21 protein-coding genes and 1 pseudogene are annotated in these 23,771 nt (G+C 51.3%); 13 read left to right on the top strand and 9 right to left on the bottom strand.

Annotated features, from left to right (window positions below):
* The first annotated feature begins 258 nt into the window (after positions 1–258).
* The gene (locus P4D80_RS03135; protein WP_421657393.1) at positions 259–1,815 is read left to right on the top strand and encodes a cation:proton antiporter; all 1,557 of its coding nucleotides are present in this window, start codon (positions 259–261) and stop codon (positions 1,813–1,815) included.
* 6 nt (positions 1,816–1,821) lie between these two features.
* On the opposite strand, the gene P4D80_RS03130 is transcribed toward P4D80_RS03135, so the two are convergent.
* The 7 genes and pseudogenes from P4D80_RS03130 to P4D80_RS03100 all read right to left on the bottom strand — a co-directional run bounded on the left by P4D80_RS03130 (position 1,822) and on the right by P4D80_RS03100 (position 10,672).
* Positions 1,822–2,022, bottom strand: coding sequence for a hypothetical protein (locus P4D80_RS03130; RefSeq protein ID WP_421657392.1), 201 nt, complete (start codon positions 2,020–2,022; stop codon positions 1,822–1,824).
* A 157-nt stretch (positions 2,023–2,179) separates the two neighbouring features.
* Entirely contained in the window at positions 2,180–2,326 is a 147-nt protein-coding gene (locus tag P4D80_RS03125; protein ID WP_421657391.1) for a hypothetical protein, read from the bottom strand.
* Between the two features lie 234 nt (positions 2,327–2,560).
* Entirely contained in the window at positions 2,561–3,406 is an 846-nt protein-coding gene (locus P4D80_RS03120) for a M20/M25/M40 family metallo-hydrolase (RefSeq protein ID WP_421657390.1), read from the bottom strand.
* A gap of 126 nt (positions 3,407–3,532) precedes the next feature.
* Positions 3,533–6,568 (bottom strand): beta-phosphoglucomutase, encoded by a 3,036-nt coding sequence (pgmB, locus tag P4D80_RS03115; RefSeq protein ID WP_421657389.1) that lies wholly within the window; start codon positions 6,566–6,568, stop codon positions 3,533–3,535.
* Between the two features lie 630 nt (positions 6,569–7,198).
* A complete protein-coding gene (locus P4D80_RS03110) occupies positions 7,199–8,077 on the bottom strand; it encodes a PhzF family phenazine biosynthesis protein (protein WP_421657388.1) in 879 nt (292 codons plus the stop codon).
* Positions 8,078–8,090: 13 nt separating this feature from the next.
* Positions 8,091–10,035, bottom strand: a pseudogene (locus P4D80_RS03105) (putative bifunctional diguanylate cyclase/phosphodiesterase).
* 271 nt (positions 10,036–10,306) lie between these two features.
* Complete coding sequence (locus P4D80_RS03100) at positions 10,307–10,672, bottom strand: hypothetical protein (protein WP_421657386.1); 366 nt, start codon at positions 10,670–10,672, stop codon at positions 10,307–10,309.
* Between the two features lie 204 nt (positions 10,673–10,876).
* Between P4D80_RS03100 and P4D80_RS03095 the strand changes: the two genes are divergently transcribed.
* The 4 genes from P4D80_RS03095 to P4D80_RS03080 all read left to right on the top strand — a co-directional run bounded on the left by P4D80_RS03095 (position 10,877) and on the right by P4D80_RS03080 (position 14,875).
* Complete coding sequence (locus P4D80_RS03095; protein WP_421657385.1) at positions 10,877–11,860, top strand: alpha-ketoacid dehydrogenase subunit beta; 984 nt, start codon at positions 10,877–10,879, stop codon at positions 11,858–11,860.
* 197 nt (positions 11,861–12,057) lie between these two features.
* Positions 12,058–13,470, top strand: a complete 1,413-nt coding sequence (gene secD, locus P4D80_RS03090) for a protein translocase subunit SecD (RefSeq protein WP_421657384.1) — start codon at positions 12,058–12,060, stop codon at positions 13,468–13,470.
* On the top strand, positions 13,467–14,456 hold the full coding sequence (secF, locus tag P4D80_RS03085) for a protein translocase subunit SecF (RefSeq protein WP_421657383.1): 990 nt from the start codon (positions 13,467–13,469) through the stop codon (positions 14,454–14,456). The genes secD and secF overlap by 4 nt, the downstream gene beginning before the upstream one ends.
* A 32-nt stretch (positions 14,457–14,488) precedes the next feature.
* Positions 14,489–14,875 carry a hypothetical protein gene (locus P4D80_RS03080; RefSeq protein WP_421657382.1) on the top strand — a complete coding sequence of 129 codons (387 nt, stop codon included), beginning with the start codon at positions 14,489–14,491 and terminating at the stop codon, positions 14,873–14,875.
* Positions 14,876–15,022: 147 nt separating this feature from the next.
* On the opposite strand, the gene P4D80_RS03075 is transcribed toward P4D80_RS03080, so the two are convergent.
* Both P4D80_RS03075 and P4D80_RS03070 read right to left on the bottom strand, forming a co-directional pair.
* On the bottom strand, positions 15,023–15,784 hold the full coding sequence (locus P4D80_RS03075) for a sensor histidine kinase (RefSeq protein ID WP_421657381.1): 762 nt from the start codon (positions 15,782–15,784) through the stop codon (positions 15,023–15,025).
* A gap of 12 nt (positions 15,785–15,796) precedes the next feature.
* Positions 15,797–16,189: a PAS domain-containing protein gene (locus P4D80_RS03070; RefSeq protein ID WP_421657380.1), complete on the bottom strand. Its 393-nt coding sequence runs from the start codon at positions 16,187–16,189 to the stop codon at positions 15,797–15,799.
* Between P4D80_RS03070 and P4D80_RS03065 the strand changes: the two genes are divergently transcribed.
* The 8 genes from P4D80_RS03065 (at position 16,190) to P4D80_RS03030 (ending at position 23,740) form a co-directional block, all read left to right on the top strand.
* Positions 16,190–17,041, top strand: coding sequence for an ABC transporter substrate-binding protein (locus P4D80_RS03065; protein ID WP_421657379.1), 852 nt, complete (start codon positions 16,190–16,192; stop codon positions 17,039–17,041).
* Positions 17,042–17,099: 58 nt separating this feature from the next.
* Entirely contained in the window at positions 17,100–17,942 is an 843-nt protein-coding gene (locus P4D80_RS03060; RefSeq protein WP_421657378.1) for an ABC transporter permease, read from the top strand.
* A gap of 2 nt (positions 17,943–17,944) precedes the next feature.
* On the top strand, positions 17,945–18,517 hold the full coding sequence (locus tag P4D80_RS03055; RefSeq protein ID WP_421657377.1) for an ABC transporter ATP-binding protein: 573 nt from the start codon (positions 17,945–17,947) through the stop codon (positions 18,515–18,517).
* Positions 18,510–18,836, top strand: coding sequence for a hypothetical protein (locus P4D80_RS03050; RefSeq protein ID WP_421657376.1), 327 nt, complete (start codon positions 18,510–18,512; stop codon positions 18,834–18,836). Before P4D80_RS03055 ends, P4D80_RS03050 begins: the two co-directional genes overlap by 8 nt.
* Before the next feature lie 28 nt (positions 18,837–18,864).
* Positions 18,865–19,314: a cyanase gene (cynS, locus tag P4D80_RS03045; RefSeq protein WP_421657375.1), complete on the top strand. Its 450-nt coding sequence runs from the start codon at positions 18,865–18,867 to the stop codon at positions 19,312–19,314.
* A gap of 129 nt (positions 19,315–19,443) precedes the next feature.
* Positions 19,444–20,109 (top strand): cation diffusion facilitator family transporter, encoded by a 666-nt coding sequence (locus tag P4D80_RS03040; protein ID WP_421657374.1) that lies wholly within the window; start codon positions 19,444–19,446, stop codon positions 20,107–20,109.
* A 260-nt stretch (positions 20,110–20,369) separates the two neighbouring features.
* The gene (locus P4D80_RS03035) at positions 20,370–22,655 is read left to right on the top strand and encodes an adenylate/guanylate cyclase domain-containing protein (RefSeq protein WP_421657373.1); all 2,286 of its coding nucleotides are present in this window, start codon (positions 20,370–20,372) and stop codon (positions 22,653–22,655) included.
* An 89-nt stretch (positions 22,656–22,744) separates the two neighbouring features.
* Positions 22,745–23,740 (top strand): pentapeptide repeat-containing protein, encoded by a 996-nt coding sequence (locus P4D80_RS03030; RefSeq protein ID WP_421657372.1) that lies wholly within the window; start codon positions 22,745–22,747, stop codon positions 23,738–23,740.
* The last annotated feature ends 31 nt before the right edge of the window (positions 23,741–23,771 follow it).

The following is a 23,771-nucleotide window of genomic DNA, read 5'->3' as shown; positions in this document are numbered from 1 at the left end:
GCAAGCTCATCAGGATCATTCCATCAACGCTTTCCTGAGCTTGCTACCTTTTCCCTTGCTATGAATGACTAAGTCGAGCTCACAGCAGACCAGATTTTTGCCCCTGGTAAGGGAGAAAAATGAAACAACTTTATTTATCTCTACTTATCTCTACTTATCATAGACAGGGAGCGGTTCTCCTGACTTGCTAGTGAAAGAGTCACTTACGCTACTCTTTCATAATCTCAGGAGATCCTAAAGAACTAACTGAGGATATCTATGGTAGTGGCGTTGGGGATGATTGAGGGGGCGATCGAAGCCAACTTAAAGCCTTTTCTTCTGGTTCTTTGTGTGTCCCTGTCTGTGGCAACCTTGCCCAGTATTCTGGGCTGGTTCCGCCGCATTCCTTACACACTTCTGCTGGTAATTGTTGGGTTGGGTCTGGCCCTGGTGGACGTGCGATTGGTCGATCTCTCACCTGGTTTGATTCTGACCATCTTTCTGCCGCCGCTGCTTTTTGAGGCTGCCTGGAATCTAAAGTGGTCCAGCCTGAAACAGGAGTTTTTGCCGATCGCTTTGTTTGCAACCTTCGGGGTAGTCATCTCCATTGCGGGCATTACTTTTTGCCTGACTCAGTTTGCCGGGCTTTCCCTGGCAACAGCTCTGCTGGTGGGGGTTTGTCTGTCTGCCACCGATCCGGTTTCTGTGATTGCCCTGTTTCGTGAGTTGGGGGTTGGCAAACAACTGATGACGTTGATGGAGGGCGAAAGCCTGTTCAACGATGGAATGGCCGTGGTGGCCTTCAGCTTTCTGGTCGGGTTTTCTCTGGGAACGACCGACCTCTCTCCACAATTGATTTTGCTGGATGTATTTAGGGTTGTGGGTATTGGGGTAGCTGTAGGTGGATTGATTGGGTTTGCCATTTCCTACCTGACCCAGCGGTTTGATTTGCCCCTGGTGGAGCAGTCCCTTACTCTGGTTTCTGCTTATGGTACTTACCTGCTGGCGGAAGATTTAGGTGGGTCGGGGGTGATCGGGGTAGTGACGACAGGATTAATTCTGGGAAATTTTGGCTCCCGGATTGGCATGAATCCCCGGACTCGCGTGATTGTGACGGAGTTTTGGGACTTCCTGGCATTTTTTGTGAACTCGATTGTATTTTTGCTAATTGGCGACCAGATTCAGTTTTCAGTCCTGGGGCAGAATCTACCAACGATCGCCATTACAATCGCAGCCATGGTTTTGGTACGGGCGATCGCCATTTACAGTCTCAGTTTGGTTAGTAACCGCTTTTCTGAAACTCCCATTCCTCTGGCAGAACAAACCCTTCTATGGTGGGGCGGCCTGCGTGGCTCTGTTTCCATTGCGCTGGCGTTGAGTGTCCCTACCCTGTTGCAAGAACGGGAAACGGTGATTGCAACCGTTTTTGGAACGGTACTGTTTACTCTGCTGGTCCAGGGGCTATCCATCCGACCATTTTTGCAAAGACTCAATTTATTAGGAGAGGAAACCCTGCGGCAGCATTTCTCGGAATTGGTTGCCCGGCAGGTGGCTTTGAAACGGGTGAAGCAGTACCTGGAGCAGTTAGATTACCGTCCTGGCGTTGAACCTGAGTTTTACGATTATCAGAAAGCCCTCGTTCGGGGAGAGTTAAGCCGGATGGATAAAGAGATTGACAAAATTCAGGATGAACATCCAAACTTGCGCGAATTTGCCAAGGAACAATTACGGGATGAATTGTTGGCGATCGAAGCCAATACCTACGCAGAGTTTGTTCAAACTGGGCGGCTTAACAAAGAACTGGCTCCTCTGCTTGCAGGAGAGCTAGAGACCTGAACCTTATCAGTCTATCCGTTCTAATTGCCAGAGGATCTGGTTTCCTTCTCGCCGGACGCGGGAGACGACCCAATTGCGCCAGACCCAGTTATCGCCACGACTGGTGACAGCGCTAGCGTTAATATCCATCAGGTCGGCAAGTTCGGAGCTAGTAATCAAATATCCCTTGTTGGCAATCTCATCGGCAATATTAAGAGTGTCAATCAAGTCGCGTAGTTGACCAACTCTGATTTCACGAGGCAGGTTTTCCAGTGAATCAGAGGGTGAGGGAGGGTGAAAGTCCATAAAGACCCGATTTAGTGCTGTGATGACTCTGATGTTAACTTGAGTTCAACAGCACAGTGCATAACGGGTAACAGGCCAATTACTCCGCCGCCAGAATCTGATCCACTATTAGTTTCAACTTCAGGAAACGGAGTGAAGCAACTTCCCCTTCAACGTCTTCTGCCCTCTGGTCAATTCGATTCTTCAGGATTAGGGGGATGCGATGGGCATTCGTTGCTTTTCCCACTTTACCTACTTGGGTGTTCGGAAATCAATCTAGTAGTCCGTCAGGATAGATTTGAGGGATAACTCAAATCTACAAAACCCAATTCTCAGGTGTTTTGAGGGTTTTCAACCCATCAAAACAGTCTTGACAGACCACTAGTGTTGCAAACACTAAATTTTGCACCATAGGGGAGTGGGGCGAAGCCCTCAGAAGGGGGTTTCACTCCCCCACTCCCTTCAAAACTTTTGTTTTGATCTACTGGAGGTGGCGGAGCCCGATCGCAAGCCCCTGGCAAATGCCGGTGAGGAAGTCGAGGTTGAGAGTTTCGATGCGATCGCTCGGCTGGTGGTAGTGGGGGTTCCGCATAAAGGCCGTATCGGTGACCATAATTGCCTGGTAGCCTCGATCCCAGAAGGGCGCATGGTCACTCAAACGGGTTGCCTGCACAATCATGCCGCGCTTTCCGGCGGGTAACCAGCGGCTGGGAATACCTGCTTTGTGGATGGAACCGCAAAGGCGAATCATGTCAGGGATCGTTCCCAGGTTACCTATCAGTCCTATGAAGTTACCCTGGTTGGGATAAAAGTATTGAAGACCGGGTGGGTAGTTTTGGGAATTGGGCTCCTGGCTGCAATAGCCCAACATTTCCAGGGAAAGCATGAGGCGTACGGGTTCTTTTTGCCGCATTAATGCTTCGGCATAGTGGGCACTGCCCAGCAACCCATATTCTTCCAAATCAAAGGCAATCAACTGTACCGGGTAGCGAGCGGGTTGGGCTGAGAGCGATCGCGCCAGCTCCAGTAGCACCGCTACTCCACTGGCGTTATCATCGGCTCCCGGTGTTCCCGGCACTGCATCGTAGTGGGCACCGATCAAAATCGGCGGTTTATTTTCCCGTCCCGGTTGAGCCGGTAAATTCAAAATCAAGTTGGTATGAGTCCGTGCCTGAATTTTGAACTCATAGGTTTCGACCATGCCCCATTGCTGGAACTGGTGACGAATATATTGCTGCACATAAAAATGCCCTTCCGTTGCCAGATAGGGATCGCGCTCTCTAGCAATGTGGGTGAGGTGTTCTTCAAGTTGGCGTTTAAGATCCACGATTATCTGGAGGAGACAATGGACAACAGACAACAGGGAGAAGTCAGGGGTTGGGTACCAGAGGCCAGAGGCGAAGCCCACACCCCCCTATAGCCAGTTTCAAATGCATAAACCACTCTTCAGCCCCTAGCCTCTAGTAGTCTGCCAATTTTGCAGCGTCATCATCTGGAGTGCAGAAGAAGACTCAGGAATTGTCCTGGCGATGGTGGTCAGTTTATCTTGCAGGTCTGCCCAGTGGACTCCTTGTAAATTAGGGAGAACAACATGGGCAGCACCTACCCGGTCTGCGGGTCCCAGACCAATGGCCCACATCCTGGCTTGGAGGGCGGCTTCGATTCCTGATTCTGCGTCTTCAACCACTACACAGTAGGCGGGGTTGAGATGTAGCAGTTCTGCCGCATGCAGGAAGACATCGGGCGCGGGTTTAGAGTGGATAACGCTGAGACCGTCAGCGATCGCATCTATCCGGTTTGTAATTCCCAACCGCTCAATCACTTCCCTGGCATTTTTGCTGGCAGAACCTACTGCCACTTTAATTCCGCCTGCCCGCAATTCATCCAGTAGCTCAGAGACACCGGGGAGCAGGTGCCTGGGGGTAATCGTGCGGATGAAGTCCAGGTAGTAGCCGTTTTTGCGAGCCATCATCTCCTGAAGTTGTTCTTCGGTGGCTGGTCGCCCGTTTAGCAAAAATAGCAATGAGTCTCGTCGAGAAACTCCCCGTAAGGCTTCGTTGGCAGTGCGATTAAACGGAACGCCTTCCTCGTCAGCCAATCGTTTCCAGGCCAGGTAGTGAAATTCCGAGGTGTCAGTCAGAACGCCATCCAGATCGAAAATCACCCCTCGCAAACTTAGAGGTTGTAAAGGTTGTATCAATTTATCAACCCGATCAGAAGAGGGAACAGCGGAGGGAAAGATGCGGGGAGGAGAGAAAGCCAGTTCCGTATCTTCAAGCTTTCGACTACTAGTTTGCGACTTCCTCAAATCAAATTTATAAACCTGTCCCTGCCAGACAAATTGGAATTTGAGTCGAGTCCAGCTTTCTGGAAGACGGGGGGTTGCTACGGGTCCATTCTCGGTCAGATGGATACCTGCAAAGCCAAAGACAACGGCCTGCCAGGTGCCACCCGTCGAAGCGGCGTGGATGCCTTCGTGGGCATTGCCGCGCACGTCTGATAGATCAACTAGAGCGGCTCGCATAAAGTGCTCGTAAGCTTCAGCCGGTTTGTCAAGTTCGCACGCCATAATTGCATGGACTGCGGGACCTAAAGACGAACCGTAGGTATGGTCGGTGCGGGGAACGTAATAATCCCAGTTGGTTTGCAGCGTCTCACGGGAGTAGCTGTCTTCATGGGGTTGGGTGAAGATGCCCTGCCGCAGCAGGTAAAGCAACATCACCACATCCGGTTGTTTCAAAACCTGACGACTGTTGGCTCCTTCAATGCCCAGGATTGCTTGCATCGAGCGGGTACGAGGTTCGTAGTCGTCTAGATTCAGATCTTCCAGGTTGAAAAATCCTTCAAATTGCTCGATCAGTCCAGTAGCGTCCTGGGAAATCCAGATTTTCTGGATAATATCTTCCCAGTGTTGCAGGCGATCGCTCGTCAGGTTAAGTCTTTGTTGGAGTTCGTCTGCCCACTCGCGATCCGTTTTCTGGAGCCAGTCCCACACCTTGAGGGCAGTTCTCAGATGCCAGCGCATCATGATGTTGGTGAACGCATTATTGTTGACCCGCTCATGGTATTCATCGGGGCCAATGACATCATTAATTTCATAGCAGTGGCGATCGCTATTCCATTCTACCCGGCTGCCCCAGAATACTGCCGTATCCAGAATCATTTCCGCACCGCAGTCCCGCATCCAGGCATGGTCGCCCGTTGCCTGCCAGTAGTGCCAGGAAGCATAGGCCACATCCGTGCTGATATGTAATTCAATTTCGCCACACCAGATGCGCACCAGATTTTCTCCAGAAGGGGTTGGAACCCAGCTTGGCGTCACCTCATCGCCCGTATTGGCACTCTCCCAAACATACATGGCTCCCTCATATCCGTGGGCTTTCGCCTTACGGCGTGCCCCCTCCAGGGTGTGGTAGCGGTAAGTCAGCAGATTCCGCGCGAGCTCTGGCTGAGTGTAGGTCAGGCAGGGCAGAATGAAAATCTCCGTATCCCAGAAAATGTGCCCTCGATAGGCGAAGCCAGACAGAGTTTTGGCTGGAATACTCACCCGACTGTCGTTGCGAGGCGCAACTGAAAGCAGTTGGAACAGGTTGTAGCGCACGGCCAGTTGGGCATTCAGGTCGCCTTCAATGACAATGTCGCTGATTTCCCAAACCTTTGCCCAGGCTGCTTCGTGGTCAGCATACAGGGAATGAAAATCTGGCAAATTGGCCAGTTTGTCCTGCGCCATGAGAACTGGGTCCGGTACATCACGGGAGGTGTAGACCGTCACAATCTTTTCCAGATAAGCTGTTTGCTCTGGCTGAATGGAAAATTGTGTCACCAGAGTGGGATAGCCCTGGAAGCTAATCGGTGTGGTTTGTTCTGTGGCCACTCCTGAAATTGCCAGCCGTGCAGCCATCCCCAGGTCGATTTTGGTGTAACGAGTGCGGATGTGCAGCCAGACGGAATGGTCCTTTCCTCCCTGGTTGACGGCATCCCAATGCATATAACCCTGGTTATCAGAGTAGCCATTGAGGCTGGTATGCACTTCAATCGGCCCGGCATAATCGATGGAAGTGATCTGGCATTGCAGCGCGAGGACATGTTCATCGGCTAGGCTGGCAAAGCGGTCAAAGCGAAACTCAAAGGTATACCCCGCAGGGCTTTGCCAGCGGACGTAACGACTCAGCAAACCGTGCTGCATATCCAGCCAGCGTTTATAGGCCAGGACCCTGCCCTGGTCAAGGCGAAAGCAGATTCCCCCTACAATAATTGAGAGAGAGAGCCAGTTAGGAGCATTGGCCAACTCGGTGAAGACGGTTGGCACGTTATCGTAGACTCCGTGAATCAGAGTCGAGGGGCGATCGCCCGGATAGCCTTCTTCGAACGAACCGCGGGTTCCCAAATAGCCATTACTTAGGGTGAAGACGGTTTCTTTGTGGTGCTGTTGTGTGGGGTTAAAACTATCTTCTGTTGTCTCGGTAACAATCCAATCAGCCTGTTGCATTCGAACCTTTCTTACCAAACGAGTGAACTTTTTCTGGAAACCGGTCAGCGAGTGTGTGCGCGTCCTCACCCCTGTCTCTGCATGGGCGGCACGCACATTAGCCCTGCTATCCCTGCCTCTTTGAGGGCAAAGACTCACAAGAAAAATAATTCAAGGGACAGAAATTTCTAAGCTTTGAAAAGCAAAGGAACTCAAACCTTGCCGCTATCGCAGTCCCAAATGGTTGGAGAATTTGGGAAGAAACCTGAGAGATTGCCCTGGAGAACCTTTCACAATCCAAACAGGATCCGTATGTAGAGTTCCCGATATTAAACATCCTGATCACGGGTTTGGACCCCATTTATTTCGATCAGGTTAAAGAAAAAATTAACTACTTAATAAATCCAGCAGCTCTTTCCCGATCAATACTTCAAGCACGCTCAATTCAGTAACTCTTTCACTATTTGTTAAGTTTTAGAAATCAATTTCTGATGGCAAAAATTGATTTCTACAAGGAGCCTTTTTGAGGTGCAGAGCAGGTTTTTCGGGTACTGCCTCTATATAACTTCTTACACGAATGCAAAACCCTACTTGGAAGGCTCGTTCTCTTTCTATAAAAAAAACAATCCTTTGTAACCTTTTATTAAATCACTAAATAAACTCTCCCCGTGCAACCATGACCACTTTTCCACCCACCCAAACTTCAATTGTTTCTTCAACTTTTTCTGCCTTCAAAAGCAGAAGAGAGGGTCTGTTGATCTCATAACCCTGCTCTACCCGGACATCAATAGAGGAGCTGCCGAAATAGCGGTGTTGCGCCAGATATCCGGCAAAGCAGCCATTGGCGCTTCCCGTCGCCGGGTCTTCGGGGATACCAATCGCGTGGGCAAACATGCGGGCACTGAAATGGTTGGCCGCGTTTCGCGTTTCTGGGCAGAAGACGAAGAGCATTTTGGCCGCCAGTGGTTCAACCAGCGCCAGCATTTGATCCACATTGACCTTAATCCGTTGCAGGGCTGCCAGCCTTTTGAGTGGCACGATGACGAATGGCACTCCTGTCGAAACCTCCTGAATTGGAAAATGTGGGTCAATGTCATCAATCGCCAGTTGAAGAACGGAAGCTACAGCCTCCGCCGTGAGAACCTCTCCAAACACAGGTGGGTTCTGGCGCATCCACAGCACATCGGGTTGCTGGTTTCGGTAGAGAATCGTGACGGGAATAGAACCAATTTTAAGATTGAGAGTCACGGTTTCTATGGGTTGCTGAATCAATGCCTGTTGCAGGATATAAGCGGTTCCCAGGGTGGGATGTCCCGCAAAGGGAAGCTCTTGCCATGGGGTGAAGATTCGCACGTCGTAACCTCCCTCACGGGGGACTGGTGAGAGGATAAACGTGGTTTCCGAAAAGTTGGTTTCCCTGGCAATGCGCTGCATCTGCTCGGTCGAGAGCGTACCTGCATTGGTGAAGACAGCCAGCTGATTGCCAGCGTATTTCTCCTCTGCAAACACGTCCACAATGTAGAAATTCAAGGGGGATCATGGTTTATCGGTGAAGCATTTCGGGGTGGATCGGTGTGGCTGAACGAAGCCAGTTTACAACGTCTTCCCGCTTCAATGGCCTGGCAAACAGGTAACCCTGACCGTATTCGCCACAAAAGGCTTGCAGCATGAGTTGTTGCTCCGCCGTTTCAATGCTTTCGGCAACGACGTTCATTCCCAGGCTATGGGCAGTTGACGATCGCCTTGACAAACTCCCGATTCTGCTGGCGCTGTCCCATATTGTGGACGAAGGAACGATCGACTTTGATGGTGTGAACTGGCAGGCTCTGGAGACGGGAGAGGGAGGAGTGCCCGGTGCCAAAATCATCAATCGAGATCTGAACGCCGATCGCCTTAAGGGCGTTAAGTTTTTCGATCACAGTATTTAGATTTTCGGCGATCGCGCTTTCCGTCACTTCGATACACAGGTTTTCAGGTGGCAGATCGGCGGCTTGCAGAATTTGTTGAATCTGCTCCACCAGGTCATTTTGAGCAAACTGCCGCCCTGCCACGTTGACACTGATTTTTACATCCTCACTAATTACCTTCTCTAACTGCCACTGGCGCAGTTGCTGACAGGCCGTCTGAAGTACCCAGATGCCAATTGGTACAATCAACCCGGTTTCTTCGGCAATGGGAATGAAATCGCCTGGAGAGATAAATCCCTTGACGGGATGGGTCCATCGCAGGAGTGCCTCAAACCCTTTCAGCTTTCCAGATTGCAGGGAAAGGATGGGCTGGTAACAGAGGAACAGTTCTGAACGGTCAATTGCCCGGCGCAAATCCATTTCTAATGACAATCGGGTGAGAACAGTGTCATGCATGTGATTATCAAAGATGGCATAGCAGGCTTTACCCTGTTGCTTAGCCCGGTACATGGCAGTATCTGCATCCCGCAGCAGGTCTGTCAGGCTTGCGTAGGGTTGTCCAGTTGTCTGGTCATGCCTGAAAGCAATGCCGATGCTGGCACTGGTGACAAGCTCCTGCCCATGGAGTGAAAAGGGCTGACTTAGTTTTTCCTGAATCCGTTCAGCAACCGGAATGGCGCTTTCGGGGTGCTGAATGTTTTCCAGCAGCATGGCAAATTCGTCACCTCCCAGGCGGCCAACCGTGTCATGGCTCCGGATACACCGCCGCAGTTGCAGGCCAACCTGGGTCAGCAACTGATCTCCAGCCAGGTGCCCCAGGCTATTGTTCACAACCTTAAACTGATCCAGGTCAATAAAGAGGATGGCAAAGGGAGGCCCATCTTCTCGCTGGGCATGGTTTAATGCCGTTTGCAGGCGTTCCATGAAAAACGCCCGGTTGGGTAAGTCAGTAAGGGAGTCATAGAAGGCGCTATAGAGAAGCTGTTCTTTGGCTTGTTTGCGATCGCTGATGTCCCGTGCAAAGCCATAGCTTTTGCCTTCCGCCGGAATGGCTACCCAGTTCCACGACAACCAGTGGTAAGCCCCCGATGCCGATCGCCAACGATGCTCAAAATTGGCTGTGCGAAGTTCAGAGGCAAGCTGCTGGCGGTAGAGTTGGGTTAGCTCCTGGTCAACGGGATGCACAAAGTTGAGCAGATGCCGACCCTCCAGAACCTCCGAGCTATACCCCAAAACACTTTCCCAGGCTGGGTTGACCTGTTGAATCACCCCTTCGGAGTCAAAGATAGCCATCAGGTCGATGGAGTAGTTAAAGAAGCGATCGCGCTCAGTGCGGGTTTCCATCAACTGGCGTTCGCGCGTCTGAATATTGTCCACCATTTCCTGAAAGGCCCTTGCCAGGATGTTTGTTTCGTCTGGAAATAATGTCCGATTCAAAACCGACAGATCTGGCTCATAGTCTCCCTGTCCAATTCGCCTGGCGACAAGCTGAAGCTCGTTTAAAAGACGGGTGACGACTCCCGCAACCAGGTAAATCAACGTCGCCAGAGAACCGTAAACACAAACAAAGGAAATGACCATCACATTGCGAATGCTCTGCTGGATGGCGAGAACATAGTCTGTTTTGAAAGCAATCCCTAAACCACCTACTACCTTTCCATGGGAGTTTTTGATCGGGCCGAAGGCCGAAATCCAGGTTCCCCATGCATCGGTATAGGGGTTGGCAAGGACTGTAATCTCAGTCAGCCCCCGGTACAGATCGGTCTTTGCTGGGTCGGCGATGTAAGACTCTCGAAAGGCCGTTTTGGGACGGAATTGGAGGATACGGGATATATCGCCAATCCACAGTACCTCATAGGGTTTCTGCCCCCTTGATAAAGGTGAAGGAGTTGGCGCGGTTCTCGACCAGGGAAACTCGATACAACCAGTTCTGATGGGCAGTGTAGAGCGGGTTATCCAGGGGTTCATGCTGCCCTTGGGGCAGGGTTATCTGCGACAGGGTTTCAAACTGATCACCATCAATGCCTGCGATCGCCCCCTCCAGAGTGCTAACCAGATCTTCCCGGATGCGCTGCACTGCCCGGCTAACAGCAAATTGATAAAACCAGTGATAGGCGCTGGTATAAAAAATAGCAATAACAGCCGTAAAACCAACCAGAAGCTTGATTCGTAAACTAATAAATTTGGTTCCTTGTCCTGAATCGATGGATTGATTCATGTTCAGGATGCCTGCTCTTGTTATCATGCTGCATACAATATTCCTTTTAGCCAACAAGTTCACTCTGCCAGAAATGAAGATCTCCCAACCAGTTTGTTAAAAATCAGACCCGGTTTACGGAGACTTCACACGTAATCTTTACACTACTTTCCCCAGAATCACCCAGCCTATAAAATGGAGAACGGCTTAAATTGAGGAACCCCCATGGCAGAAACGCTGATGTTTAACGCCCTGCGCGAGGCGATCGATGAAGAAATGGCAAAAGACCCCACAGTACTCGTGATGGGGGAAGATGTGGGGCACTATGGCGGTTCCTACAAAGTCACAAAGGACTTGTATAAAAAGTACGGTGAACTGCGCCTGCTCGATACCCCGATCGCCGAAAACAGTTTCACCGGCATGGCGATAGGAGCCGCAATGACCGGGCTACGTCCGATCATCGAAGGCATGAACATGGGCTTTTTGCTGCTGGCCTTTAACCAAATTGCTAACAATGCTGGAATGCTGCGCTACACTTCCGGCGGCAACTTCAAGATTCCCATGGTGATTCGTGGTCCCGGTGGGGTGGGTCGCCAGCTAGGAGCGGAACATTCTCAGCGGCTGGAAGCTTATTTTCAAGCCGTTCCCGGGCTCAAAATTGTGGCCTGCTCCACCCCTTACAATGCCAAAGGGTTACTGAAATCCGCCATTCGAGACGATAACCCGGTTCTGTTCTTTGAACACGTTCTCCTTTACAACTTGAAAGAGAATTTGCCTGAAGGAGAATATTACCTGCCCCTGGACAAAGCCGAAGTGGTGCGCAAAGGCAAAGATGTGACGATTCTCACCTATTCCCGTATGAGACACCACGTGATGCAGGCGGTGAAAACCTTAGAGAAAGAGGGAATCGATCCCGAAGTGATTGACCTGATTTCTCTGAAACCGCTCGATTTTGAGACAATCGGAGCCTCGATTCGGAAAACGCATAAGGTCATCATTGTGGAAGAGTGTATGCGGACTGGCGGCATTGGAGCCGAGATCATCGCTTCAATTAACGATCGCCTCTTCGACGAACTCGATGCTCCCGTCATCCGACTTTCCTCACAGGACATCCCTACTCCCTACAACGGTACTCTGGAGAACCTGACAATCGTGCAGCCGCATCAGATTGTGGAAGCAACGAAGAAGATGGCCATGATGAAAGTTTAGATTTTGAGTTTTGATGGTTGTTGCAAGGTTTCTGAAGGGTACTTTGAGTTTTGGAGCTTGAGGATTGGTTTTCTTCTGTTTGTTTCCTGCAATTCCGCACTCCGTTTCTCTACCAATGCGAAATTCAAAACGCTTAACTCGAAACTTCTAACCATTCATCCAGGCGCTATCATAGCGTTTGTTACAGGGGTTACACCATGCAAAGACAGCGATCGCTCCTAGCCCTGATCCTGGTGTTACTAATTGCCGCCATCATGGTAATTGTCACAATGCCACCCCGGCTGGGATTAGACTTGCAGGGTGGGTCACAGCTCACCGTCCAGGTCAAGACAACGGAAGAAATCAAGGAAATCACGCCTAGAGAACTGGAAGCGGTTCAGAAGGTGATTGAGGGGCGGTTAAACCCCAAAGGCGTTTCTGAAATTGTGGTTCAAACAGTGGGCAATGACCAGATTTTGATCCAGTTACCAGGAGTTAATGATCCGCGAGAAGCAGAAGAATTGTTGGGGCGGGTTGCCAAACTGGACTTCCGGAAGCAGAAACCCGGTACCGAAGCCCAATTACAGGTGGAATACCAGGTGCTGCGAGAGTATCAGGCAGAGCAAGAAAAGCTAGAGCAGGGCAACGACCAGAAGGCGATTGATGAGAATAAGGCTGCGATTCAGCGTAGCAGTGAGGCGATCGCCAAATTGTTTGAACCCACGGGCCTGACTGGGGAAAATTTGAAAGATGCCTTTGCCCAACCCACAAATGTCCCAAATAACTGGGAAGTGGGGTTGAGATTTGATGCTAAAGGGGCTGAACTGTTTGCCGAACTGACCAAGAGCCTGGCAGGTACGGGGCGAACAATCGGGATCTTTCTGGACAATGAACTGATCAGCGCTCCTACCGTCGGCCCTGAGCACGCCCAAACAGGGATTACCGGGGGGAGCGCGGTGATTACCGGCAACTCTACCGCAGAGAGTGCAAATACCCTGGCAACCCAACTCTACGGTGGAGCCTTACCCGTTCCTGTAGAAGTGGTCGAAACCCGCACGGTTGGAGCCACCCTGGGACAGGACAGCATTCAGCGCAGTATTTATGCTGGGATCGTCGGATTGGTGCTGGTTTTGATCTTTATGGTGCTTTACTACCGCCTGCCTGGCCTGATTGCCGATATTGCCCTCCTGATCTACGCAATTCTGACCTTTGCCGCCTTCAATTTACTGGGAGCGACACTCACTCTACCTGGCATTGCGGGGTTTATCTTGAGTATTGGAATGGCAGTTGATGCAAATGTACTGATCTTTGAACGCACCCGTGAAGAGTTGAGGGCGGGTAAAACGCTCTATCGCTCCGTTGAAGCGGGCTTCTACCGGGCATTCTCCAGCATTCTAGATAGTAACGTGACCACGCTAATAGCCTGTGCCGCGTTGGGTTACCTGGGTACCAGCTTAGTTAGGGGCTTTGCCGTAACCCTATCGGTGGGGGTAATCATCAGCATGTTTACGGCCATCACCTGTAGCCGAACTCTGATGCTGTTTGTCTTGAGTTTTGCCAATCTGCGCAAGCCCGAATACTTTTGCCCTAATGTGTCACCTACCAAACCCCAACCGGAGGCAACCTCATGAAGCTTCAGGTCATTAAGCAACGCAACCTCTGGTGGGCTATTTCTGCTGGCCTGATCCTGGCTGGAATTGCTGCGATGGTAATTTCCTGGCAGCAGTTTGGGGCACCCCTGCGTCCCAGTCTGGATTTTGTAGGCGGCACCCGGCTTCAGTTTGAACTGGATTGCACCAAGAGCGACTGTAGCAAACCGATTGATATTGCAGCAGTACGCTCGGTTCTGGTCGATCAGGGGTTGGGGAATAGCAGTGTTCAGGAAGCAACCAGTCAGGGGCGGCGGGGTGTTTCCATTCGAACCTCTCCGTTGAGTCCGGAGCAGCGATCGCAGCTTCAATCGGCATTGAGCCAGAAGATTGGAGATTTCGATCCATCCAAAACCCAAATTGATACAGTCGGCCCCGTCCTCGGTCAACAGATTCTATCTTCGGGCTTGTTGGCCTTACTGGTGGCCTTTGTTGGGATCACCATCTATCTCAGTCTGCGATTCCAGTTGGATTACGCCATTTTTTCTCTAGTAGCCCTGGCTCATGATGTATTGATTACAGTGGGTAGCTTTTCCATTCTGGGTCTAGTACTGGGGGTTGAAGTAGACAGCCTGTTTATCGTAGCTCTGCTGACCATCGTGGGGTTCTCGGTGAATGATACGGTCGTTATTTATGACCGGGTGCGGGAAACTCTGGCACTCAACCCGAATCGCTCCATCGATGAGGTTGTCGATATGGCGGTCAATCAAACCCTGACTCGCTCTATTAATACCACTTTCACAACGCTGCTTTCTCTGGTTGCCATCTTTCTGTTTGGGGGAGAAACTCTGAAGTATTTTGCCCTGGCACTCATCATTGGATTCATTGCTGGAGCTTATTCCAGCATCTTCATTGCCAGTACATTGCTAGCCCTCTGGCGCGAACGGACCGAAAAGCTGACTTCTGATCTTGTTATCGATTCAAACGTAAGCGATTCATCCAGTAGCCCGCCTGATGCATCATCGTAACTATGGATCATCCAGAGGAGTCCTCCATCCCAATGAGTAATCCCGAGGTTTTAGACTCGACCTTTCAGCAGGAAGTGGAACGTCTGCACCAATTGATGGTCTGGGGACGGTGGGCGGTGGTTGGTGTGTTGTGGCTGACGGTGGGAGCTCTCAGTTTATGGGGATTGCGCTACCCTATTTCCCTGGTTTTGGATCACTTTACCTGGGCCGCCGTTCGCTATGGTCTGGCGTTTCACCGTTTAGCGGCGATCGGGCTGGCAATTTGCTTAGGTTCTACCCTGGGAGTCCTCATCTGGCAGAGTCGAAATATTTTGATGGGGTTACCCCAGCGAGAAAAGAGGCGCCTGGAACAACAGGTCTGCCGAATTCGCCAGCAGGGACCCAGTCATCCCCTCTGGAAATACATCTGTCAGCGATAAGTATAGCGATAGCCACCAAGCTTAGGACGGGGTGCAGGAGAGAACCTCCTGCCTGGGGGTGAAGCCCACACTCCCCCGTTAAAGCCAATGTCCTAAGCAACCTGGCGACAGATGTCCTTAGAAGGATGGATGGGGAATAGTCAATTGTTAAATGAATGGCAAACAAACTACAAATATTGCCCCCGAACCAATCTGGCTGTTTACTTCAATTTTGCCTTGCAACAGATCGACAAACTTTTTCACCACGCTCAACCCCAGGCCAGTACCAGGGATATTACTCACATTTCGACCCCGATGAAATGGCTCAAATAAATGGGGAATATCTTCCGGTGGAATTCCAATGCCCTGATCTTTGATCCGAAAGACGATCTGCTTTTGCTGAGTGAAAATCTTAAATTGAATCTTACTTTCTGCTAGAGAATAACGTACTGAATTTATCAAAATATTGGTCAGAATTGAGCGTAATAATTGCTCATCCACCTGTGCCCAAATGGATTGACCTGGAGTTTTCAAGTCTATTCTGTGCTGGGGAGCTGTTAGCCGCAGTTCTGCGACCAAACGCTGGCAGAACTCGACCAGATTCAGCATGGTAGGCTGAACTTCGATTTTTTTCGCTTCTACCTTACCGATAACCAGAATATCGTCGATCATGTGAGCCATTCGTTCCACATTGGCCTGGATATCTTCGAGGTATTGCATCTTTTGCTGCGCCGAAAGCTGTTCACTGTAGCGATCGAGATAGGAAACGGAAAGGGAAATGTTATTCAGCGGGTTACGAAACTCGTGGCATACCATTGAGACGACCCGTGATTTCAGGTCATTCAGTTCTTTCAATTGCTCATTTAACTGCTGTAACTCAGCCGTACGCTCCTGCACCTTCAGTTCCAGTTCTTCATTGGCTTGCTGCAAAACCGCTTCTGCTCACTTGCGCTGGGTGATGTCTCGAAAGGCAACCACTGCTCCCACCAGGTTGCCCTGTTCATCTCGCATGGGGGTACTGATGTATTCCACTGGGAAACTGGTGCCATCCTTGCGCCAGAAGACCTCGGTGGTGACCCGGTGGATAATGCCATCCTGAAAGGCGGCATAGATGGGGCATTGTTCAACCGGATAGGGAGAACCATCTGGGTGGGAGTGGTGCAACACTGTGTGCATACGTTGACCAATCAGATCTGCCACTTCCCAACCAATCATGGCGGCGGCAGCGGGATTGATAAAGGTGACCTTTCCTTCCCCATCAACGCCGTAAACCCCCTGCCCAACTGGGCGGCGGTGAGGGACTCGGCGATCGCGGGTGAACTGGATGCTTACCATATGCTCTCTCCCATGCCGATCGCTATCACCATGGGTCTGGGTTCTGCGGCATTCCCAATCAAGCTTGCCAGCATCGAAAACATCAACGGTCAGGCGATCACCGTTGCCATGAAACACAAGGACACGGTGAAAGAAGCCAGGGATTTCAAGGGCTTCAAAATTGGGGTTCCATTCCCCTTCTCCATGCACAACCTGCTGATCCGCTACTACCTGGCGGCGGGTGGACTCCCCAATAAGGACGTGCAGATTTTCCCCGTCCCGCCTCCAGACAGCGTCGCCAAAATGACCGCGGGAGAACTGGATGCCATGTTGATGCCTGCCCCCTTCAACCAGCGAGCTGTCTACGAAAAGGTTGGCTTCATCCACATGCTGACCAAAGACCTGTGGGATGGGCACCCTTGCTGTGCCTTTGCCGCCAGCCAACAGTGGATCGACGCCAATCCCAACACGTTCAGAGCCGTGAACAAGGCGATCGTGGATGCCGCAAACTATGCCAATGATCCAGCCAATCGGCAGAAGGTCGCGGAAGCTCTGATTGAGCGGAAGTATCTGAACCAGCCCTTACCTGTGGTGCAGGCGGTGCTGACGGGCAAATTTGAAGATGGACTGGGTAACACCCAGGAGGTTTCCGATCGCATCGGCTTTGACCCCTACCCCTGGAAGAGTTTCGCCAAGTGGATTTCTTCCCAACTGGTTCGCTGGGATTTGATGTCCAAAGACAAAGCCGACAATGACAGGATTGCCAGCGAGATCTTTCTGACCGATGTGGCAGCAGAACTCCAGAAGGAATTGGGGCAAACGCCCCCTTGCCGAAACGGAGAGAGTGGAAAAGCTGAAGTACGACACCTTTGACCCGAAAAATCCGACTGCCTATGTGGACAACCAGATTAAGAAGTTCAAGGTATGACCTATGACCAACAACGTGTTGCAGCCTACAACGACACGAGCGAGATCGCTGGCTTTGACGACGAATCAAAAATCTTTCCTGCTGTTTTTGCTCATTCTGATCATCTTCCTGGGATTTTGGGAATTGGGGGCCAGGATAGGGTGGTTTCTGCCCATCATGCCCTCTGCCAGCCAGACCATTAAAGATTTCTGGTTCTGGATCTCCAATCCGTTTTTTGACTACGATTTTGACTACGATCCGAATGATCAGGGCATTGGGTGGTTGTTGCTGACCAGTCTGCGACGGGTGTTGACCGGCTTTTTGATTGGATCGGCGATCGCCGTTCCCCTGGGGATTCTGCTTGGCTTATCCAGAGTGGCAGCGAGAGCGGTTGATCCCTTTATTCAGGTTCTGCGCCCAGTTTCGCCGCTGGCCTGGCTGCCCCTGGGGCTGGCGCTGATGAAGGATTCAGAAAAAACCGACCTGTTTGTCATTGCCATTACCAGCATCTGGCCGACTTTGAGCAATACGATATTTGGGGTAAGCAACGTCGATCCTGCTTATCTGAACATTGCCCGTACCCTGGGAGCTTCCCGCTGGCGCACCATTCGTAAGGTGATTCTGCCCGCTGCGGTACCCAGCATTGTGGCGGGTTTGCGCATTAGTCTGGGCATCGCCTGGCTGGTGATTGTGGCGGCAGAAATTTTGCTAAGCGGCGGAATTGGCTACTTCATCTGGAACGAGTGGAACAACCTGAAAATCACCAGCATCATCACAGCCATTCTCATCATCGGTCTGGTTGGTCTGGTGATGGATCGGTTATTCGGCCTGTTACAAACCAAAGTGTCCTTTGGACAGAGGTCATAGCCATGCATTTCCCGAATTCCAGCACCATGCCTCCTCCTCTCAACCCGGACTACACCGCAGCTCAACTCTCGATCCAGAATGTGTCCAAGGTCTATTACGGCAGGCAAACCTGGGTTGATAAGTTGCTGAAGCAGACCTCTCAAGATTTTGTGGCGATCGCCGACATTAATCTGGAAATTGAATCCAACACCTTCGTTTCCATCATTGGTCCCTCCGGCTGCGGCAAATCCACTCTGCTCAATATCATTGCCGGGCTTTTGCGCCCATCTACGGGTTCCATCATTCTGAATGAGGAGCCGATCAAGGGTCCTGGCCCTGATCGCGGTGTCGTTTTTCAAAACTATGCCCTCATGCCCTGGATGAATGTGGTAGAAAACCTGCGGTTTGTGATTGAAACCGTCTACCCCAGCATGCCCCTGGCACAACAAAAGAGAATTGTCCACGAATATATCGATCTGGTTGGCCTGAACGGGGCTGAACACAAGCATCCTCACGAACTCTCCGGCGACATGAAACAACGGGTCAGCATTGCCCGTGCCCCTGGCCATCAACCCCGAAATTTTATTAATGGATGAGCCATTTGGAGCCCTGGATGCGCTCACACGGGGTTTTTTGCAAGACGAAGTGGCTCGCATCTGGGAACAACAACGCAAGACGGTCATTCTCATTACCCACAGTATCGAGGAAGCCTTACTGCTATCTGACCAGATTGTAATGATGACACGCGGACCCGCCGCCAAAATTGCCGAAGTAATGAACGTGCCCTTTCCTCGCCCGCGCAAGCGAGAGGAACTCGATCAATACCCTCACTATCATGAGCTAAAGGCCGCACTGGAACAGCACCTCTCCCGCGAAACCCATGCGGTAGAAGAAGCCCGCATTCGAAGAAATTAATCCCCCAATGTGTGAAAAGGAGCGAACGATGTCAAACGTTGAGATTCCCGTCATTACCCAGAAACTATTGGATGCCAAGAAATCGAAAGGTATGACCTTTGCCGATCTGGAAAAAACTGTTGGACGGGATGAAGTCTGGATTGCATCGGTGTTTTACCGCCAGTCAACCGCATCTGAAGAGGAAGCGACCAAAATTCTGGAGGCGTTGGGATTACCGACCGACCTGGCATCCGAACTGACGGTCTACCCGACTAAGGGGCTGGGCCCGGTTGTCCCAACCGATCCGCTCATCTACCGCTTTTATGAAATCATGCAGGTCTACGGTATGCCGATGAAAGATGTGATTCAGGAAAAATTTGGTGATGGCATTATGAGCGCGATCGACTTCACCCTGGACATCGAAAAGGTTGAAGATCCAAAAGGCGATCGCGTTAAGGTCATTATGAACGGCAAATTCTTACCTTACAAGAAATGGTAGGACAGTAGTCAAAAGCTCAATAACGGGCACAATTAAATCGAACGCAACGTCAGCAGGGAGTAGAATTGTCCGAGGGCAATGGCTCCCTGTTTTCCGCTGTCCTGTCCATCGAACGAACATTTCCCTTCAATGCACCACCACTCTGCCGATTGCTATCATTCCCAGTTCACAAATGGCTCCATTGATCCAAAAGTCAAGCAGGCCCAACTGGCGATCGCGATCCTGTTAATCGGCACTTTTGCCCTGGCAGAGTTTGGCATGGGGTGGATGAGTCATAGTCTGGCCCTGATTGCAGAGTCAGGCCACATGGCATCCGATAGTCTGGCACTAGTCCTGGCTCTACTGGCAACCTGGATTGCCCAACTACCCAAATCACGGCTGAGTGGTAACCCCCATCTGGAAACTGCCGCTGCTCTCATTAACGGCATAGCACTGGTTGTGATGGCCACCTGGATCGGGTGGGAAGCGCTCCAGCATCTCCAGTTCCCCCCCAATGAAATCGCCAGTGTGCCCATGCTGCTCACCGCCTGTGCGGGCACCGCGGTCAACGGCGTAAATGTTGCCCTGTTGCATCGTGGCAGTGCCCACGACCTGAACTTAAAAGCTGCCTTTCTGCATGTTCTGGCAGATACCGTCAGTTCCATTGGAGTTGTAGTGGCGGCGATCGCGATCGCGACCCTCCACTGGCTCTGGGCTGATGGAGCCATTAGCCTCTTTGTCGCCGGACTCATTCTAATTAGTGCGGTCTCACTGATCATTGAAAGCACGAAAACCCTATTGCAGATTAGCAAATGAGGCGTGAAAGGAAGCTATTAGTTGCTAGTTGTTACTTTCCTCTTTCCTCCTTCCTCTTTCCTCTACCCAACCCTTCCCTCCTCCCCAATTTCCCTGAACCGTGCAAAACTTGACACATGAGGGAACCCTATTGGAAGAGTACCGCCCCCTTAAAGCTTTATCATTTGCACCTTTTATAAGCAGGAGAGAATGTGAGGGGGAAAAGGCCAAAGAGAAGCGCATCTCCAAGTGACGTGAACTCTGTTTGCCAGTAAAACCCAATGGAAAATGACCTACTGACATCAGAATTGAAGGGACACCGTACACTGGCAACAGTTGTGTTTACGGATTGCGTTGGCTTTAGTGCCAGGATGTCAGTGGATGAAGACCATACCTTAGACCTGATTCGGCGAGATCTGAAATTGATGAAACAGGTCTGCGATGAATACGAGGGTCGCGTACTCAAATCTACTGGAGATGGCTTGCTGATGTGCTTCATCAGCGCGGTCAAAGCCGTTGAATATGCCATTGAAATCCAGAAACGATTGATTGAAAAGGCTGCCAACCGTCCTCCGCAGGATTCACTCCAGCATCGCATTGGAATTCATCTGGCAGACATTTTTATTAATGAAACGGATGTGATGGGCAATGGCGTCAATATCGCCGCTCGACTGCAAACCCTGGCAGAACCGGGGGGAATCTGCATTTCCCAAACGGTTTACGATGTCGTGAAGGCTGGAATGCAGTTGGAGACTCGTTATCTCGGCCCCCAGGAACTGAAAAACATTCGTGAGGTCGTCCCAACCTATAAGATCATTCTGGATCCAACGGCGGAATCTGCCGATCCCTATATCGAAACCATTCGCAGTCTGGAACAAAACCGAAATTTCACCCGCATCAAGAAACTCCTGGTTTACGTCTGCAAGAACACTTGGGAAGGGGATGCAAATCAGCTAGCCAGGATTGATTTGAGAGAGTTGTTGAATGAATTGCTCCGGCTTGCTCCCACACCAGAGCGATTGCAGCAAGCTTTAGAAGCAGCAGTTAAAACGTTGAGTAAGCCTGCCGAGTATTCCCTGGTTGCCAGCATCGTTGTAGAAGAGCTTAGTAAGCTCTGCTTCAATCTCCAGCAGCAGGCGCAGTTTGGTCACTCTGCCTCGCAACCTGTTACGGATGCGATCGCCCCCCTCACTCCTGTTGCCAGCAACCCAAACCCCCTCTATGAGAGGGTCGCCCGTGAACTGGAACAGACGGGAAATTTGCTACGAATTAAAAAATTGATTTATTACGTCTGCCGTAAGCGTTGGGAAAACGACCCAAACCAGCTAGACAACCTCCATCTACCCGATCTGGTTGCCGAACTTCACCAACGGCTCCCCAGGCCCGAACTTTTGCGGACGACTCTGAACGAGTTCATTCAAACCCTCAGTAAACAGGGAGAATATACCCTGGTTGGCAACGCGATCGCCAGCAAATTCCAGCAACTTTACGCCACCTCTGCAACAGCAGATCAAACCCAGGCCAACCAACCTCCACCCACCTCCCTGGATGAAACCGCACTCCTTGCCACCGATGCGGCAACCGAATCGAGACCAGAATCGAGGGTAGACGACCCCTACCACCAAATTGCCGCCCAACTGGAACAGGACCCCAACTCCAGCCGGATGAAGAAACTCATTCTCTACGTCTGTCGGCGGCGGTGGGAAAGTGACTCGATCGCGCTTCAACGCGTTGACTTGAGGACTTTGCTGCAAGAACTCTACCAGCTAACCCACACACGGGAACAGCTAGAACTGGCCCTCAATGCCGTAGCCCAATCCCTCAACAAGCGGGAAGAGTATGCTGCGATCGCACGCACTATCGTCAGGCAAATGGGTAGACTCTACCCCGATTATCACGAACCAGAACCTGAGCCTGAAGCACCACCAGCATCCACCAGTTCTCAACCAGAAGTTGCCCCCACACCAGTTGCTGAAGTGGGAGCAACTTCTCATCCCAAAGAAACTGAAGACCTCGAAACGCCTGAAGATGCCACTCCTCCCATCGATCCTGCCACCATAGAAACCCCATTTGACAATCCCCAAAAGACCTTCACCAGCCTGTTTGACTATCGCCTGGGAATTATGAAGTATGCCAACCCGCTACGGGCAAAGATCCTCCTCTTCTCTGCCCTGCACGGTGACTTTGGCTATAGCAACCAGGATTGGCTCAACCTCAAAATGCACGAACTCGATGGGTTGATGCGGCAAGTCATCAAAAATTGCAAATTCTATACCGAACTGGAAGCCCTCCTGTATGGCACAGCCCGGCGGTTGAGAGAGCCAGAGGAAAATGTTGAAACTGCAACCGCTGTCATTCGCTGTCTCCGTTCCCTCTACCTGTACCGAAGTTCCAATCAGGAAATCGATAATCCCACGGAAGAAACCCGGATCAGCCTTGATGATTTTGAAGAAACTACTCTGGAAATTGCCCACGCCAGCGATGAGGATGAGCTTACGTGTCAGCTTCTGATCCAACCGCCAACTGAACAACATTCAGAAAAAGCAAACCAGGGAGCTACCGAGTAAACTTCTTGGAGGAAAGCGTTTTTGCCCCGCAAAAATCGATCATCCAAACCCAGACTCAGCATTATGCAGGCGGTTAATTGAGATAACGCATGGAAGCAAGTGAGTTATTGCAGCGCTACCAGGCAGGGGAAATCGATTTTCGAGGAGTCAACCTCAGCAGTGCCGACTTAAGCGGTGCAGACCTGATTGGGGCAGACCTGACAGGGGCAGACCTGGCGAATGCCAGCCTGATCTTTGCCTACCTCAATCGGGCAAACCTGAGCAAAGCCAACCTGATGGGTACCAGGCTATGCGGTGCAAACCTGAGTCAGGCAGATTTACTAAACGCCAATCTGCGGGATGCCGACCTGCATGGGGCAAACCTGTATGGCGCCGACCTGCGCGGGGCTGATATCACTCTGGCAAATCTGTTGGATGCCAACCTGATTACGGCTGATTTAAGAAGCGTGAACTTGAGCGGAGCTAACCTGCGCAGTGCCTGCTTACGCGGTGCCAACCTGCGCTTCGAAAAACGCTGCTACGATAGGGCAAACCTGCGCGGTACAGACCTGCGAAAAGCTGACCTGCGCGGTGCGAACCTGACTGGAGCCGACCTGACCAAAGCCGATCTGCGCGGTGCCAATTTGAGCGAAGCCAGCCTGCGAGAAGCGAATTTGACTGGTGCAAATCTGACCGGAGCTTTCATGAAAGGCGTTTTTCTGACTGACGCTGTACTAACTGAGGCCCACCTGAGACAGGCCCACCTGATTGATGCCAAACTAGAACGGGCAAACCTGACCGAAGCCAACCTGGCAGCCGCTACTCTCTCTGGGGCAAACCTGACCGCTGCCATTCTCAACAAAGCGACCCTGACCCAGGCAATCCTCAAACGGGTACGGCTGAATCGCTCAGACCTGAGCCGGGCAGACCTGCGGCAAACAGACCTGACGGGAGCTACACTGATTGACGCCTACCTGGGGCGAGCCGATTTACGCGAAGCCAACCTGGCCGAAGCTAACCTGGCAAAGGCAGAACTGAGTAGCGCCAATCTGGCTGGAGCAAACTTGCAGGGAGCCACAATGCCCGATGGGTCAATTCGGGACTGAGGATCCAGGATAATCCCCACACCCGTACACC

The sequence above is a fragment of the Leptothermofonsia sp. ETS-13 genome (assembly GCF_049200465.1).
Lineage (GTDB): Bacteria > Cyanobacteriota > Cyanobacteriia > Leptolyngbyales > Leptolyngbyaceae > Leptothermofonsia.
The sequence above is the reverse complement of the archived record's forward strand: the minus strand, read 5'-3'. Positions and strand labels throughout refer to the sequence as shown.

What these genes read in the sequence shown, in the direction of transcription:
- P4D80_RS03040 (WP_421657374.1), top strand. Translation starts at nt 19,444, where the DNA reads ATGCACCACCACTCTGCCGATTGCTATCATTCCCAGTTCACAAATGGC.
- P4D80_RS03030 (WP_421657372.1), top strand. Translation starts at nt 22,745, where the DNA reads ATGGAAGCAAGTGAGTTATTGCAGCGCTACCAGGCAGGGGAAATCGAT.
- secF (WP_421657383.1), top strand. Translation starts at nt 13,467, where the DNA reads ATGAAGCTTCAGGTCATTAAGCAACGCAACCTCTGGTGGGCTATTTCT.
- P4D80_RS03050 (WP_421657376.1), top strand. Translation starts at nt 18,510, where the DNA reads ATGGATGAGCCATTTGGAGCCCTGGATGCGCTCACACGGGGTTTTTTG.
- P4D80_RS03070 (WP_421657380.1), bottom strand. Translation starts at nt 16,189, where the DNA reads ATGGTAAGCATCCAGTTCACCCGCGATCGCCGAGTCCCTCACCGCCGC.
- secD (WP_421657384.1), top strand. Translation starts at nt 12,058, where the DNA reads ATGCAAAGACAGCGATCGCTCCTAGCCCTGATCCTGGTGTTACTAATT.
- pgmB (WP_421657389.1), bottom strand. Translation starts at nt 6,568, where the DNA reads ATGCAACAGGCTGATTGGATTGTTACCGAGACAACAGAAGATAGTTTT.
- P4D80_RS03100 (WP_421657386.1), bottom strand. Translation starts at nt 10,672, where the DNA reads ATGAATCAATCCATCGATTCAGGACAAGGAACCAAATTTATTAGTTTA.
- cynS (WP_421657375.1), top strand. Translation starts at nt 18,865, where the DNA reads ATGTCAAACGTTGAGATTCCCGTCATTACCCAGAAACTATTGGATGCC.
- P4D80_RS03135 (WP_421657393.1), top strand. Translation starts at nt 259, where the DNA reads ATGGTAGTGGCGTTGGGGATGATTGAGGGGGCGATCGAAGCCAACTTA.
- P4D80_RS03065 (WP_421657379.1), top strand. Translation starts at nt 16,190, where the DNA reads ATGCTCTCTCCCATGCCGATCGCTATCACCATGGGTCTGGGTTCTGCG.
- P4D80_RS03060 (WP_421657378.1), top strand. Translation starts at nt 17,100, where the DNA reads ATGACCAACAACGTGTTGCAGCCTACAACGACACGAGCGAGATCGCTG.
- P4D80_RS03035 (WP_421657373.1), top strand. Translation starts at nt 20,370, where the DNA reads ATGGAAAATGACCTACTGACATCAGAATTGAAGGGACACCGTACACTG.
- P4D80_RS03095 (WP_421657385.1), top strand. Translation starts at nt 10,877, where the DNA reads ATGGCAGAAACGCTGATGTTTAACGCCCTGCGCGAGGCGATCGATGAA.
- P4D80_RS03080 (WP_421657382.1), top strand. Translation starts at nt 14,489, where the DNA reads ATGAGTAATCCCGAGGTTTTAGACTCGACCTTTCAGCAGGAAGTGGAA.
- P4D80_RS03055 (WP_421657377.1), top strand. Translation starts at nt 17,945, where the DNA reads ATGCATTTCCCGAATTCCAGCACCATGCCTCCTCCTCTCAACCCGGAC.